The organism is Marinobacter sp. EVN1 (assembly GCF_000475375.1).
Taxonomy (GTDB): domain Bacteria; phylum Pseudomonadota; class Gammaproteobacteria; order Pseudomonadales; family Oleiphilaceae; genus Marinobacter; species Marinobacter nauticus.
Window position 1 is genome coordinate 81,366 of record NZ_AXCB01000007.1, and the last position, 14,503, is coordinate 95,868.

A 14,503-nucleotide genomic window follows, 5' to 3' on the forward strand; every position below is an offset into this window, starting at 1 on the left:
TGGTTTGGCTGGTGGTCAGTTTAACCTTTCATGGGGTGAGCCTGTTAGTTTGGTTCCGCGTATTGGCTATTAGGCGGTAAGACATTGGGTGCCTGTGTCATTGGGGGCTACTTTCCAAAAACCGCTACGAGCACATCCATGTGCGCTTCTCTCAGGCCATCCATGGCCTTCGAAATTTTTGGAAAGTAGCCCCCAATGACACAGATCTGGCACTGGTGATACCGCCGCGATATGCGCGCTGACGGAGTCTTTGAGGAATCATTATGAAAGCGTTTGTGTTTTGTTTGATGGCCATCGGCGCTTTAGGGTTTTCTCAAACCCACGCCTCAGAAAAGGACGCCTGGGCTGCCCTTAGAGAGGGGAGAGCCGTTTTGATGCTGCGTCATGCCCTGGCTCCAGGCACCGGTGATCCAGTCGGGTTTGTGCTCGGAGATTGCAGTACCCAGAGGAACCTGAACGACACGGGGCGTGAGCAGGCCCGGGCGTGGAAAGCGTTTCTGGCAGAACATGGAATTGATGAGGCGAGGGTGTTTTCCAGCCAGTGGTGTCGATGTCTTGAGACCGCCCAGGAAATGAATGTGGGGCCAGTGACTGAGTGGCCGGCTCTGAATTCATTTTTTCGCAACCGGGGCGATGGCCCGCAACAGACCCGTGAAACCATCAACTTGGTGAATGCCCTTGGGCCCGGCATGCCGGTGGTGATGGTCTCACACCAGGTGAATTTGACGGCGTTGACGGGCATTTTTCCGGCTTCGAATGAAGGGGTGATTCTGGCGTTGCCGTTGTCGGAGAACCCGGACATTCTGGCGAGGGTGGCGTCGGGGCAATAGTGGTATAATCCTGTGCTCATTCAGTTAACAGGAAATGATAATGTCTCAGTTGCCCCCTTGCCCCAAGTGCAGTTCTGAATACACCTACGAAGATGGCGTTCAGCTGGTGTGCCCGGAGTGCGGCCATGAATGGACGGAGGCCGAGCAGGCAGCGGCTGAAGCAGGCAAGGCGGTTCGGGATGCCAATGGCAATGAGCTGCAGGATGGCGATACCGTCACCGTAATCAAGGATTTGAAGGTGAAGGGTTCCAGCCTGGTGGTGAAGGTGGGAACCAAGGTCAAGAACATCCGCCTGGTGGATGGCGATCACGACATTGATTGCAAGATTGATGGTGTGGGGGCCATGAAGCTCAAGTCGGAGTTTGTTAAGAAGGCCTGACGCTGATTCGGCACCGGGGTGGCCGGTGCCTTCTGCTGTGATTGATTAACTGGCAGCCAGCACTTGTTGTTCAAGCTCCCTGGCCAGATTGGGTTCTATCTTCAGGGCACCGGCCAGTTGTTCCAGCCAGGCGCGCTCCATGGGATTCTGCTCGTCAATCATCACCGCGCTGACGACATAGATTTCCCGGGCGGCCTGGGGCGAATCGGCGTTGTGTGCCAGAGCACTGGCATCCAGTGGCGCGTCGAATTGTTGCTGGATCCAGGCCTGGAGTTCGTCGTCCGGGCCCAGTCGCTCGATTTCCTGAGTCAGTAGTTGCCTTTCATTGGCATCGATATGGCCATCGGCACGGGCGGCCATAATCATGGCCTGGAGAATTTCCAGACCACGACGCTCCTGGTCGGCTCCCTGCAACTGCTCAAGGGGTTGGCCCTGTTGCACCGGGGCGGGCTGTGCCTGGCCCTGGTTGTTGCTCTGGTAGTTTTGATAGGCCTTCCATGCCAGTACGCCGACGCCGGCCAGGGCGCCATACTTCAGTGCCTTGCCGCCCATTTTCCGGCCGCGCTTGGAGCCCAGCATAAGCCCCAGTGCTCCGCCGCCCAGAAGACTTTTTACGTCAATGCCACTGCTTCCTTTACCTCCGGACAGCTGGTTGCCAAGGTTGCCCATCATCTGGTTTACGTTCGTTCCACCCTGGCTGCCTTGGCGGGACTGACCGCCCTGGGCCTGGTTCATGATCTGGTTCAGCACGGACATTACATTCATTGTCTGGCTCCTTTTCCGCCTGGTTGCCGTTGGCTTTGATTTTGATTCTAGCCTCAGTAAACCCTATCCGGCATGAACGCCAGATGAACAGATTGTCTGGATAACGACGGCAAAGTTCCTTTTGGCATCATCTTTTTTGGTAAGGTTGTGTCAAAACAGGGTGCGTATTTGCAACGTCATCCTATAATCATGGTTAGCGAAATTAACCCATTCACCGGGACAAATGGACTGACTACTTGGCGGCTCTGAAACGCAATATCTGGACGCTGTATTTTCTGATCGTAATCGTCGGCGTTGCGCTTTTAGGGGTGTCTCTCCAGCAGCGCTGGCAGGAGACCCTGTCTGATGAAACTGCGCATCAGTTGTCCAGAGCTGAGCTCATATCCCAATCCGTTCATAGTCTGTTCCGGACTCAGGAGCTGGTGCTTGATGTCGTGGGGCGCGAACTCCTCGACAGTGGCGAACGGCTGGAAGAGCGGAGGGAAATGCCTTTATTGGACAGTATCCTTTCGGTTAACCCGGCCCTCGTAGGTTTTGGCCTGGCTCGCCCGGACGGCACGCTGGTTCGTATCAGCACCAATATGGACACCAGCCGCCTGCCCAATCTCCTGGAGAACCCCAGTACCGCAGAAGGTTTCAGGCAAGCCCTTGAGTCGGATGTGATGGTAGTAGGGCGTACTTATTATATGGATGCGCTCGGTGCCTGGTTGATCCCGATACGGAAGGCGTTGCGAGCGGATGATGGTTCTGTGGTTGCAGTAATGACGGCCGGACTGAAGATCGGTGCCGAAGGTTCAGTTCTTGGGCAGGATCTGCACGATGGTCCCGAGGACAGTGTCATCCTGTTTCGGGAGGCAGACAAATACGTCCAGTTTATGTCGCGAGAGGGCGCAACGCCTGAGCGATATTCTGCCTCGCAGGTCAACGAGGAGCGTTTGAGCGCACAGCGGCGTGATTTCGAGGAGGGAACCGGAAAGACCATGGCCGATATCATGGCCAGTCCGGAGGCGGTTTCTTTTCATATGACCCGCGACCAGCGAGATTATCTGACAGCCGCCACCTTCGACGCTCGGTATCAGATCTGGACAGTGTCCGAGACGCGTTTTGCCCCTCTTTACCGCGATTTTATGGGAACCCTCGTACCCTACGTGATTGGCTTTGTACTGGGGGCCTGGTTGCTCTACCTGTTGTTCCGGGTTATTGATCGTGCCGAGGGAGAGCGTCGGGAAGAGTTGCTGTACCGGGCTCGACATGACGATCTCACCGGCCTGTTAAACCGCGCCGGGCTCCTGGATCGATTGGAAGGCAGGCTTTCTCAGGCGAGGCCGTTCAGTCTGGTGGTGATCAACATTGATAACTTCAGTGGCATCAATGACCGCTTTGGGCTGGAGTACGGGGATCACACCCTGGTGGAATTCGGGCGAAGACTTGAGCGGTTGGCGGAACGACACGACGATCTGGCGAGGCTCGGGAGCGATGAATTCGCCATCGTTACCCCCAATACCAACATCCCCTCGTTGACCGATGCCTGCCGGGCGCTGGTAGAAGATCTGGCCCAAATCTTCGAAGTGGGCCGGCTTCGTCTGCAGGTGGGCGCGAGTGTCGGGGTGGCCCGGTACCCCGAAGACGGAGACTCCCTCAGCAAGCTGATTCGTAGTGCCCACCTGGCGTTGTATGAGGCCAAACAAAGCCGGAATGCCGTCTGCGTCTACAAGGCAGAAATGGAAACCGCTTATCTACGGCGGCTGAACGTGGAACAGAGGCTGCGCTATGGCCTGGCCTCTCATGCTCTCTATATGGTGTACCAACCGCAGGTGAACGATGCAGGCGATACCATTGGTCTGGAGGCTTTGGTGCGCTGGCAGGATGAAGAGTTGGGATTCGTTTCGCCGGCAGAATTCGTGGATGTGGCCGAGAAAAGCGGTCTGATGATTCCTCTGGGTAACTTCGTGCTGGACACCAGCCTGAGGGAATTCCGGCAACTGATAGACAAGGTGCAACAGCCGCTGGATCTGGCCATCAACATCTCAGTGATTCAGTTCTGCCAGCCAGGCTTCGTGGATACAGTACTCAACGCCCTGAAAACCCACGATGTCTCGCCGTCCTCTCTGGTTCTGGAGATTACCGAAACGCTGTTCATGGGCAATTTCGATCAGGTGCTGCAAACTATCTGCGACCTGAGAAGCCACGGTATACGCCTGGCCATGGATGATTTCGGAACCGGCTATTCTTCCCTCAGCCTGCTGCGTCAGTTACCTCTGGATGAGCTTAAAATCGACAAAAGCTTTGTGGACGGTATTGTTGAAGATGAAAAAGCCGCCAATATGGTGCGCAGCATCGTCGCCATCGCCCGCAGCCACAACATGAGTCTGATCGCTGAGGGTGTAGAAGAGCAGGCTCAGGCCCAGGCTCTGATCAACATGGGCTGTCTGCGATTCCAGGGCTACTATTTCAGCCGACCGGTAGCCATGACAGACATTGGCCAAAAGCTCACTGACACCGCAAGACAGAACGATACCCCTGCGACCATTCGTCGCTCCTGATGGCTTTGAAGTGGTCGGAGCCGGCCGCTACAGTAGTGATATTTGTCAGAAAACAAGGAACGCCGAATGAAACAACCCCTGATTGCTCTGGCATTGGGCGCAGCCCTGTTCGCCCCGGCCGCATTTGCTGCCGATCACGCACACGGTAACGACCACAAGAACCATCCGATACAGATCAATCACCCCTGGAGTCGGCCAACACCGCCGGGTACGCCCATGGGTGTGGGCTATATGGCGATCACCAACCACAGTGAACAGGCCATCACCCTGGTGGGCGCAGAAACCCCTAGAGCCGGCAACGTTTCGATTCACGAAACTTCCATGCATGAGGGTGTCATGCGTATGCAGCCGGTAGATGGTGGTCTTCTGATACCCGCCGGCAAAACCGTGGAGTTAAAACCTCACAGTTATCACCTGATGCTTGAAAGGCTGCCTGAGCCCCTAGTTGAGGGCGAGAAAGTTCCGGTAAGACTGGATTTTGATGGTGCCGAAGACCTGAATATTGAACTGATGGTGCGCCCCCTTGACGGTGCCCCGGCGATGAACGACCACGCCGGCATGAAGCACTAACCACTATTCTTCATAGCGAAATCCGGTAACGCTCAACGCTTTACGCAGACAAACAGTGCGTTTCCGGATTCGCCATCCCAGGGCAAGATGCGTTCGTAGTCGTGCTCGAAGATGGTCACGTCAAACCAGGGCTGCAACAGGGTGGCCAGCTCCCGAAAGCTCAGTGCTACCATGGGGTGCTCATCCTGCCAGGATTCACTGATGCCGTTGGTGGTGCGATCAATGCTCAGCCGGAGCGACTGCCGTTCACCACCGCCAACGTAATGCCAGCCAGACCGAAAGGTAAACTCACTGCCATCGTGCCGGGCGGAGTGACAGACATACAGATTGTTGTTGATTCGGGTCTTGTCTACGGCATTGAAACAGAACAATCCGTTGGCTGATAACGCCCGGTGGGCGCTTTCGATACAGCCCTGCAGCTTCTCGATACCATCGCTGTAATGAATGGAGTACAGGAAGCAGGTAATCAGATCAAATGGATTATCAAACCTGAATTCGCACATATCCTGAACACTGAAGACGGCTTCCGGGCAACGCTGTTGGGCTACATCCAGCATGGGCTGATTAATATCCAGCCCTTCGCACTGGTAACCAAGGTTCAGGAAATGCCGGATGTGCGGCCCGGTACCACAAGCCAGATCCAGATAACGCTTGCCGCCATTGCCGAATAGCTGATGTAACCGCTGTACCCCAAGACTCTGGGAAGGGTAATCGATATCGGCACACATCAGATCGTAGTAGCCCGACAAGTCGGTATATAAGGCATTGATGGACAAGGGAAAGCCTCTGCAGAGTCAACTGGATCACCTCTGGCGAACAGCTGCTGCAGACGGGCCTGGCGCAGCGGGCGGGCGTTTTGAGGGTGGCGTATGGTAGCGAAAAGATGCGGGAGCGGGTAGCCACCCTCGTAGATGTACTACACCGGCTTGTCTGAGTGCCCCAGTGAGTGCTCCGGGGCAATCTGATCCCGCACCAGCTGTTTCAGTTGCTTGATATCGGGGAAGCCCCCTTGCTCCTTGCGGGACCAGATTCGGGTATCGTTTACCCAGACTTCAAAGATGCCGCCGGAGCCGGGTTTCAATGTGAGCTCGTCGACCATGCCGTCGAAGGTGGTCAGCAGTTCCTGCGCCATCCAGGCGGATCTCAGCATCCAGTTACAGCCAGTGCAGTAATGGAGAGTAATGCGCGTTGCCATACGGTAATGCTTCCTGCATGAAGAAATCGATCAGCCATGCTATCAAATGAAGGGAACAGTTTCTTTCTCCAGAGGGAATGGTATGGCGTATTGGCTGGTGGATAGCCCTGGTTCCGGTGATGGCTGCCGGGATGCGGATTTCTGGTTGCCGCATCTGCGCGAGCAGGGAATCGAGAACGTAACCGAATGCAGGCTGGATGAATCTGAACAGTGGCTGCGCCTGGTGACTGGCAACGACGTATTGTTGGCCGCGGGTGGGGATGGCACTGTGAACGGTGTGGCCGGACTTTGCCTGCGCACCGGCGCGACTCTCGCAGTTCTGCCTTCGGGAACCGCTAACGATTTTGCACGCAACCTGGGTATTCCGTCTGAACCGGCAGAGGTGGCCCGTCTGGTGGCGGATGGTAGCACCGAGATGATTGATGTGGCGGAGTTTGATGACCGCATCTATCTCAACGTGGCCCATATTGGCCTGGGCACTTTGCCTTCACGGCAGGCCAGTTCACCCACCAAAAAGCTTTTTGGAAAATTCAGTTACATGGCCACACTGTTCCGACAACTGGGCGCCCAGCGGGGGTTCCACGCCCATATTCGTACTGATCGTTCTAATCTGGGTGGTCGCTGGCTATCGATTGCGGTTGCCACGGGGGCCTATTTCGGTGGCGGCCATGAAATACCGGAGGCCTCTGCGAACGATGGCTTGCTGGATGTCATAGCCGTTAAACCGCGCCCGTTGCCGCAGCTGTTACTTGCATTTCTGATGGTGCGCCTGAACCGCAAGACGCCGCGCCGGACCAGCACCGTGATCCAGATCAAGGGCAAGTGGTGCCACGTAGAAACCACCCGCGCCAAGACGGTAACGGTGGATGGCGACGTGGCCGGCAAGACCCCGTTTCGCGCAACCTGCCGGCCTGAGGCTATCCGGGTGATCGGCAAGCAGGTGATCCACACCGGCGAGCCGGCGCCCGCCGGTTAGGCTGACAGCCCGGCTTTGCGGGCCCTGGCCGCGTGCAGCTTCTTGTAGCTCTCGATCATCTTCAGGTGCCGGTCCAGACCTCGCAGGTCCATGCCGGTTTCTTCCAGGCCAAAGAAGCGCACCGACCCCTCAATAGACCCGACCACCGCATCCATCACCGGGTCGCCAAACATACGGCGGAAGTTGTAGAGGTAATCATCCAGCTCCAGTTCGTCGTTCAACGTGGCTTCCAGGGCCGCGTTCATAGCCTGGTAGAACAGGCCGCGCTCAACGGTGTTGTCGTTGAACTGCAGGAACATCTCCACCAGCTCCTGGGCCTCTTCCAGTTCGCCCAGGGCCAGGTAGATCAGCAGTTTCAGTTCCAGAATGGTGAGCTGGCCCCACACGGTGTTTTCATCGAATTCGATGCCGGTGAGGGTGACGATGGTCATGTACACATCCAGCTCGGCCTCTTCCAGGCGCTGCACCAGATCGGCCAGTTCTTCTTCACTCAAACGGTGCAGGTTGAGGATGTCTTCGCGGAATTCCAGGGCCATGTTGGTGTTGTCCCACACCAGGTCCTCCACCGGATACACCTCGGAATAGCCCGGCACCAGGATTCGACAGACCGGAGCGCCGAGATCTTCGAACACCGCCATGTAGCATTCCTTGCCCATGTCCGCGAGGATGCCGAACAGGGTGTCGGCTTCTTCTTCGTTGCTGCCGGAAAAATCCCATTCCACAAAATCGTAGTCGGATTTGGCGCTGAAGAACCGCCAGGACACCACACCACTGGAATCGATAAAGTGTTCAACGTAGTTATTGGGTTCGGTCACCGCCATGGAGTTGAAGGTGGGCGCCGGCAGGTCGTTCAGACCTTCAAAGCTGCGACCCTGCAGCAGCTCGGTCAGACTGCGTTCCAGGGCAACGTGGAAGCTGGGGTGTGCACCGAAGGAAGCAAACACACCGCCGGTTTTCGGATTCATCAGGGTGACACACATCACCGGGAACTGACCGCCCAGGGAGGCATCTTTCACCAGTACCGGAAAGCCCTGTTCTTCCAGGGCTTTTATACCTTCGACAATCTCCGGGTACTTGGCCAGCACGCTCTCGGGAACATCCGGCAGGGCGATTTCGTTCTCAATGATCTCTTTCTTGACTGCCCGTTCGAAGATTTCTGACAGGCACTGTACCTGCGCTTCCTGCAGGGTATTACCGGCGCTCATGCCGTTGCTCAGGTACAGGTTCTCGATCAGGTTGGAGGGGAAGTAAACGGTCTCTCCGTCTGACTGACGCACATACGGAATGCTGCAGATACCACGCTCGGGCGTGCCCGAGTTGGTGTCGAACAGGTGCGTGCCCAGCAGTTCGCCGTCCGGATTGAAAATCTTCAGGCAGTAGTCATCCAGAATGCCGTCCGGCAACTCGCCTTCCGGGCCTGGCTGGAACCATTTTTCGTTCGGGTAGTGCACGAACTCGCTGTTGGCGATGTCCTGGCCGAAGTACTGGTCGTTGTAGAAGAAGTTGCAGTTCAGCCGCTCTATAAACTCACCCAGGGCCGAACACAGGGCGGCTTCCTTGGTGGCACCCTTGCCGTTGGTGAAGCACATGTGGGCCGCGGTGTCGCGCACGTGCAGAGACCACACGTGGGGCACGATGTTACGCCAGGAGGCAATCTCGATCTTCATGCCGAGATCCGAGAGGATGCCGGTCATGTTGGCAATGGTCTGCTCCAGCGGCAGATCCTTGCCCTCGATATAGGTGTTGCCGTCGCCGCCCGGGGCGGCGGTGAGCAGGGCCTGGGCGTCTTCGTCCAGGTTTTCCACCACTTCAATCTGGAAATCCGGGCCGGTTTGCACCACTTTTTTCACGGTGCAACGGTCGATGGAGCGGATGATGCCCTGGCGGTCCTTGTCCGAAATGTCTTCCGGCAGTTCCACCTGAATCTTGAAAATCTGCTTGTAGCGGTTTTCCGGGTCTACAATGTTGTTCTGCGACAGGCGGATGTTATCTGTGGGAATATCCCGGGCGTTGCAGTAAACCTTTACGAAGTAAGCCGCGCACATGGCAGATGAGGCCAGGAAGTAGTCAAACGGGCCGGGCGCCGAGCCATCGCCTTTGTAGCGGACGGGCTGGTCTGAGACGACGGTAAAATCGTCAAACTTGGCCTCAAGCCTCAGGTTGTCGAGATAATTGACTTTGATTTCCATGGGCAGCTTACCGGATTCAGAAATATGAGCAGTTTACGCGGAGTAGACGAGGTAATCCCCGATGCGCGGGATGGTCTCACAAAAACGGAACGGACGATACTTTACGTCCTGAGCGAAACCCAGAAGGAGTTAGGCGGGCGCAATGTACCTACCGTGATGCTCTATGGCCGGGTACTGGAATACGTGAATATCAGCGAGGAAGAGCTGCATCTTTACCTGGATCGTCTTGGTGTCAAGGGAAACGGCCCAGGCGGCTGATCATCAAAACTGGCAGGCACGCATGTGCTCCGGTTCGATCCGGTAAAATCGGCACAGGGCAGCGTAGACGTCAGGTTGTTCACGCTTCAAGTGCTGCGGTTGTTGATAGAAGGCCTCGGTCAGCACCGCGAAAAACTCGGCTGGTTCGGTGGCGCCGTAGGGATCAAGCCAGGGTTTGTGGTGGTGTTCCAGCCTGTGCTGCAGGTGGTCCCAGGCTTCGGTCATGGTTTCCTGCCAGCGCGCCGCCTCATCGCCACTCAGTGGTGGTGCGCCGTCTGCAGTGCCATCCAGGTAGTCCAACTGATGGGCGAATTCATGGAGAATCACGTTGTGCGGACCATGAGGATTGGCGATGGCTTGTTCACACTGGCTCCAGGCCAGAATCACCCGGCCGTGGGACCAGGCCTCTCCGGCCCGGGTTTCGTCACTGGTGCTGACCACGAGGCCATCGCTTTCGGTGTCCTGTACCCGGTAAATATCGGGATAGACCAGGATGCTTTTAACGTCATCGTATTCGTAAAACCCGCGTTCAAGCAGCAAAAGGCAAGCATGGCCGGCAATGGTCACTCGCACCCGGTCATCGATTTCAAAACCGGCACATTCGTAGAATTCCTTCTCCGAGATAAAGAGCTGAACCAGATTCTCCAGCCGGGTTTTGTGGCTGTCGGAGAGCCGATTATAGAGCGGCACATTTTCCTGAAGGTGGTGCCTCCAGAGTGCAGGGAACGGTTGTTGCAGTTCGCGCCGGCGTCGCCAGTTGCGGTAGAAAAACAAATAGAATAGCGAGCCGCCAATCAGGGCACTGGCGATAACAGCAAAAACAAGCGGTGCGGACATTGGTAACTTCCCTGTGAATGTCCGGCCAGTCTACCGCAAGCTTCAGCGAACCACGAAAACCGAAATGTCGCTGTGTTTGACGATTTCTGCCCCGTTAGACCGCAGAAGGTGCAAGGTGTCGCCGAGGCCCGGTGCATGGGAGGCCATGATTACCAGATCGGCCTTGGTATCCTTGATCGCGCCCAGTAGTATTTTATCCAGCTCAACGGCGGTATCGACCGATTCCAGCACCCTGGATTCGGTCTGAATGCCGTGGCTCTTGCCCTGTTCCTCGGCAAACTCCGTGAGTTTGTCGGCCAGTTCCTTCGGGTTGTGGGCCGCGGCTCCCGGGGTACTGTTGGTGACCGTCACGTAGCACAGGCTGGCCTGGTAGTGTTTAGCCATGTCGATGGCGGTGTTCAGGGTTTTGGGTATCTTGTCGAGATGGGCAAGATCGACGGGAACCAGTATTTTCTGATACATGCGTCCGTCTCCTGTGGTCAGAATTTGATCTGTACTCTTCAAGTCTGGACCATGACCTCAGGATGCTGCAAATAAGGAGGAGGCGATGAAGTATATTTTCGAGGTTAAGGTGAAAGACGGGCACTCTGCCGAGGAGTATGCCGATGCCTGGGTCCGGGCCAGTGAGCTGATTCAGCAGGCGCCCGGTGCCCGTGGTACCGAACTACACCGAAAGATTGGTGAGCCGAACAAGTTGATGGCTATCGCCAGCTGGGACAGCAAGGTCGATCGCGATGCCATGGATGCCCGGAAGGACCCGAGGATCGCGGAGATCATTAAAAGCGCCGCTCCGTTTGTTGAGATCCGGCCTTTGGGGGAATTTGAAGATCCTGAATGGGTGGTACTGCCGCCAGGCCAGAATAGCGACTGATTAGTTGTGGTCAACTTTGTGTAGCTGGAAGTCTTTCTCCAGACGGTAGGTGTCAAAATCCCGGGCCAGGAAAAGCTGGCCCTTGTAATGCTGCAACGCCTCGGCGGCGAGCTGGTTGATGTGAGGGCTGCCACCGGGGGCGGACTGATATCGGGAGCTGAAGTGGGTGAGTACCAGATTGGGCAGCTTCGTTGCCTGTGCGAACCGGGCCACCTGCTGCGCCGAGCTGTGTTGGGGCCAGGGGCCAACCCGGTCTGCGACATCCTGGGTGTAGGTGGCCTCGTGAATCAGGACGTGGGTGCTTTGGCAGGCATCTTTCAGCAGTTCCGGGGTGTCGTTGTCACCGCCGACAATGATTTTTCGCGCGGTTCTGGGAATGTGAGTGTAATCGTCGCTACGCAGCAGGCGCCCATCATCCAGTAGAACATCTTTGCCTTTCTGCAGGTCGCCCCATTGAGGGCCAGGCTCTATGCCATCAGCAACCAGTTTCTCCTTTTGCAGCTGTCGTTCCAGATTGCGCTCTGTGAATACGTAGGCCCGGCATGGTACCCGGTGTGAAAGCGCCACGTTGGTAACACCCAAATGGTCATCCTGCCAGTAAAAATCCGGAGCTTCCGAGTTGATGAAGTTCAACGGATAACTCAGGCTGGAGTCACTGTTTTCGATGACCGCATCGATAAACCGGCGTACCTGTGGCGGCGCAATGATGTCCAGAGGCTCGGTGCGACCCAGCATGGAAGCGCTGGTAAGCAATCCCGGTAGCCCGAAGATGTGGTCACCATGGATGTGGGTGATGAACATGGCGCGCAACTGCATCACCGAATACCGTGTGCGCATCAACTGATGCTGGGTGCCTTCACCGCAGTCCACCAGATACCAGGGTTTGGGCCCCGACAGGCAAAGGGCCAGGCCGGTGACGTTGCGTGACCGGGTTGGTGTTCCGGCCGATGTGCCAAGGAAAGTGAATTCCATCGTGCCTCGTTTCGCGGTAATGTGCTCCCTAATAATACGAAACCATGCTCTCAGATGATACGGGATCCATCATGTCTGAACTCGCCAATTACGAAAGTTTCAATATTGAAGTAAAAGACCACATCGCCCATGTTCAGTTCAGTCGCCCTGAAGCGCTGAACACCATGAACAAGGCATTCTGGCTGGAGCTGCCGCGCTGCGTTCAGGACATTGAAGCCAATACCGATGCCCGGGTGATTGTGATCTCCTCGACTGGGAAGCACTTTTCCGCAGGCATGGATCTGGGCGTGTTCTCGGATCCGAAATCCGTGCCCATGAGTGGTGATCCTGGCCGTATGGCGGAGAACCTGAGAAGAGTCGTACTGCAGCTGCAGGATACTCTGAGCTCTCTTGAGAAAGTACGTCTGCCGGTGCTGGCTGCCGTGCACGGGGGCTGTATTGGTGGGGCTCTGGACCTGGTATGCGCTGCTGACAGCCGGTATTGCACCTCCGATGCCTATTTCACCATCAAGGAAACCGAGCTGGGCATGACAGCTGATGTGGGCACGCTGCAGCGGCTGCCTAAACTGATGCCTGAGGGCGTGGTGCGTGAGCTGGCTTACACGGGCCGCAAATTCGGTGCTGAAGAAGCTCATCGCCTGGGTTTCGTGAACTCGGTATACGAGACTCAGGAAGCGATGCTTGAGGGCGTGATGTCCATTGCCGCCCAGATCGCTGCCAATTCACCGCTGGCGGTGACCGGCTGCAAGGAAATGATCAACTTCAGCCGCGATCACAGCGTAGAAGACAGCCTCCGCTACATGGCCACATGGCAGTCCGGCATGTTCCGCCCCACGGACATGATGAAATCCTTCCAGGCCAAGGCCCAGAAACAGGCGCCCGCCTACGACGATCTGTTCCCGGTCAAGGGCCTGTTCGAAAACTGAGTTATGGCCCAAGGTCGCGCCAAACTATCCACCACCGCCGCCCTGTTGTTTCAGGGCGGTATTGGTTTGGTAGGCTGGATCGCGATCTGGCTGTTCGATATTCCGTTAATGCTGAACGGCCTGAATCTGCTGGAAATCCTGCTGTATGGGATCCTGGGCGCTGGCACCACCTACCTTGTGCTATTGCTGCTGACTCAGCTCTCCTGGCTGTTCCCTGATGATCTTGGTTCGCAAATGCAGGCCCTTTACCGTTTCGCGGCGAGTTATCGCTGGCCGGTATTGCTGACCTTGTGCCTGCTCGCCGGGGTGGGGGAAGAACTGTTGTTTCGTGGTGCAGTGCAGGGCTGGCTAATGCAGCACACCGGGCCCTGGACAGCCTTACTGGCGGCCTCTGTGTTGTTCGGGTTGGTGCACTATGTGTCGTTTACCTATTTTCTGGTAGCGACGTGTCTGGGCCTGATTCTTGGTGGCGCTTACCTGGTATGGGGCAGCTTGCCCATGGTGATGGTCTGGCATGCGGTTTATGACATGCTCGCACTGTACTGCCTGCTGAACTATCCCCAGTGGTTCGGTGTGAAACCTTGATGTTTCCAGTCTAAATAATTCAAACGGCCGTATGAATTTTCGTTGAAAATGCAGTGTGGCTGTAAGAAGATAGCCAGCTACACAGTTTTCAGGCTGATTCTCAACCGTTTGGATATTCCTATGAATTCAACCATTCGCCGCTGGTTTGCCAGTGCCGGCGCCTTGCGCCGAGTGCTCTCTACTTTCGCCCCTTACCTGGGGGCGGGTATTAAAGTCACTCACATTGCTGATGACTTCAGCTCTGCAACGGTGGAAATGCGTCAGCACTGGTACAACACCAACTACGTGGGCACGCATTTCGGCGGATCTCTCTACAGCATGGTTGACCCAATGTATATGCTGTTACTGATGCGCCGACTGGGCAACGATTACATCGTGTGGGACAAGTCAGCGAGTATTGATTTTATCCGCCCCGGCAAGGGCGTGGTAAAGGCCCGCTTCGAGCTGACCGATGCGCGTCTCGAGGAAATACGCGAAGCCACCGCCGACGGCGACAAGTACTTGCCGGAGTGGTATGTCGACGTTGTGGATGAAGCAGGAACGGTCGTTGCCCGAGTCCATAAGGTGCTGTACGTCAGGCGAAAGCCGGCTGAGTAATGCCGGCACC

At 56.3% G+C, this 14,503-nt stretch carries 17 protein-coding genes; 10 read left to right on the forward strand and 7 right to left on the reverse strand.

Going from position 1 to position 14,503, the window contains the following annotated elements; genetic code table 11:
• Positions 1-287: 287 nt before the first annotated feature.
• A complete protein-coding gene (locus Q674_RS23835) occupies positions 288-830 on the forward strand; it encodes a histidine phosphatase family protein (RefSeq protein WP_227501169.1) in 543 nt (180 codons plus the stop codon).
• Between the two features lie 40 nt (positions 831-870).
• Positions 871-1,209 carry a zinc ribbon domain-containing protein YjdM gene (locus tag Q674_RS23840; RefSeq protein ID WP_023007963.1) on the forward strand — a complete coding sequence of 113 codons (339 nt, stop codon included), beginning with the start codon at positions 871-873 and terminating at the stop codon, positions 1,207-1,209.
• Between the two features lie 45 nt (positions 1,210-1,254).
• On the opposite strand, the gene Q674_RS23845 is transcribed toward Q674_RS23840, so the two are convergent.
• Positions 1,255-1,974, reverse strand: coding sequence for a tellurite resistance TerB family protein (locus Q674_RS23845; protein ID WP_014420820.1), 720 nt, complete (start codon positions 1,972-1,974; stop codon positions 1,255-1,257).
• A gap of 236 nt (positions 1,975-2,210) precedes the next feature.
• Between Q674_RS23845 and Q674_RS23850 the strand changes: the two genes are divergently transcribed.
• The gene (locus tag Q674_RS23850) at positions 2,211-4,517 is read left to right on the forward strand and encodes a putative bifunctional diguanylate cyclase/phosphodiesterase (RefSeq protein ID WP_023007964.1); all 2,307 of its coding nucleotides are present in this window, start codon (positions 2,211-2,213) and stop codon (positions 4,515-4,517) included.
• A gap of 66 nt (positions 4,518-4,583) precedes the next feature.
• The gene (locus tag Q674_RS23855; protein WP_023007965.1) at positions 4,584-5,087 is read left to right on the forward strand and encodes a copper chaperone PCu(A)C; all 504 of its coding nucleotides are present in this window, start codon (positions 4,584-4,586) and stop codon (positions 5,085-5,087) included.
• A 32-nt stretch (positions 5,088-5,119) separates the two neighbouring features.
• On the opposite strand, the gene Q674_RS23860 is transcribed toward Q674_RS23855, so the two are convergent.
• Both Q674_RS23860 and Q674_RS23865 read right to left on the reverse strand, forming a co-directional pair.
• A complete protein-coding gene (locus tag Q674_RS23860; protein WP_023007966.1) occupies positions 5,120-5,863 on the reverse strand; it encodes a class I SAM-dependent DNA methyltransferase in 744 nt (247 codons plus the stop codon).
• Positions 5,864-6,003: 140 nt separating this feature from the next.
• Entirely contained in the window at positions 6,004-6,282 is a 279-nt protein-coding gene (locus Q674_RS23865; protein WP_014420825.1) for a SelT/SelW/SelH family protein, read from the reverse strand.
• An 82-nt stretch (positions 6,283-6,364) separates the two neighbouring features.
• Here Q674_RS23865 and Q674_RS23870 point away from each other — a divergent pair, with 82 nt between their 5' ends.
• The gene (locus tag Q674_RS23870) at positions 6,365-7,258 is read left to right on the forward strand and encodes a diacylglycerol/lipid kinase family protein (protein ID WP_023007967.1); all 894 of its coding nucleotides are present in this window, start codon (positions 6,365-6,367) and stop codon (positions 7,256-7,258) included.
• Here the strand turns inward: Q674_RS23870 and Q674_RS23875 are convergent.
• Positions 7,255-9,447, reverse strand: a complete 2,193-nt coding sequence (locus Q674_RS23875; protein ID WP_023007968.1) for an OsmC domain/YcaO domain-containing protein — start codon at positions 9,445-9,447, stop codon at positions 7,255-7,257. The genes Q674_RS23870 and Q674_RS23875 overlap by 4 nt on opposite strands.
• 24 nt (positions 9,448-9,471) lie before the next feature.
• Between Q674_RS23875 and Q674_RS23880 the strand changes: the two genes are divergently transcribed.
• On the forward strand, positions 9,472-9,705 hold the full coding sequence (locus Q674_RS23880; protein WP_023007969.1) for a hypothetical protein: 234 nt from the start codon (positions 9,472-9,474) through the stop codon (positions 9,703-9,705).
• Positions 9,706-9,708: 3 nt separating this feature from the next.
• Here Q674_RS23880 and Q674_RS23885 read toward each other — a convergent pair whose 3' ends face one another.
• Positions 9,709-10,542 carry a zinc-dependent peptidase gene (locus Q674_RS23885; RefSeq protein WP_014420829.1) on the reverse strand — a complete coding sequence of 278 codons (834 nt, stop codon included), beginning with the start codon at positions 10,540-10,542 and terminating at the stop codon, positions 9,709-9,711.
• A 42-nt stretch (positions 10,543-10,584) separates the two neighbouring features.
• Positions 10,585-11,004: a universal stress protein gene (locus Q674_RS23890; RefSeq protein ID WP_011785641.1), complete on the reverse strand. Its 420-nt coding sequence runs from the start codon at positions 11,002-11,004 to the stop codon at positions 10,585-10,587.
• An 85-nt stretch (positions 11,005-11,089) separates the two neighbouring features.
• Between Q674_RS23890 and Q674_RS23895 the strand changes: the two genes are divergently transcribed.
• Positions 11,090-11,413 (forward strand): antibiotic biosynthesis monooxygenase family protein, encoded by a 324-nt coding sequence (locus Q674_RS23895; RefSeq protein WP_023007970.1) that lies wholly within the window; start codon positions 11,090-11,092, stop codon positions 11,411-11,413.
• Here the strand turns inward: Q674_RS23895 and Q674_RS23900 are convergent, their stop codons facing one another.
• Positions 11,414-12,385, reverse strand: a complete 972-nt coding sequence (locus Q674_RS23900; protein ID WP_023007971.1) for a ribonuclease Z — start codon at positions 12,383-12,385, stop codon at positions 11,414-11,416.
• Between the two features lie 71 nt (positions 12,386-12,456).
• Between Q674_RS23900 and Q674_RS23905 the strand changes: the two genes are divergently transcribed.
• The 3 genes from Q674_RS23905 to Q674_RS23915 all read left to right on the forward strand — a co-directional run bounded on the left by Q674_RS23905 (position 12,457) and on the right by Q674_RS23915 (position 14,493).
• The gene (locus Q674_RS23905) at positions 12,457-13,311 is read left to right on the forward strand and encodes a crotonase/enoyl-CoA hydratase family protein (protein ID WP_011785638.1); all 855 of its coding nucleotides are present in this window, start codon (positions 12,457-12,459) and stop codon (positions 13,309-13,311) included.
• A 3-nt stretch (positions 13,312-13,314) separates the two neighbouring features.
• Positions 13,315-13,896: a CPBP family intramembrane glutamic endopeptidase gene (locus Q674_RS23910; RefSeq protein ID WP_023007972.1), complete on the forward strand. Its 582-nt coding sequence runs from the start codon at positions 13,315-13,317 to the stop codon at positions 13,894-13,896.
• Between the two features lie 120 nt (positions 13,897-14,016).
• Positions 14,017-14,493 carry a DUF4442 domain-containing protein gene (locus Q674_RS23915; RefSeq protein WP_022992936.1) on the forward strand — a complete coding sequence of 159 codons (477 nt, stop codon included), beginning with the start codon at positions 14,017-14,019 and terminating at the stop codon, positions 14,491-14,493.
• Positions 14,494-14,503 lie beyond the last annotated feature (10 nt).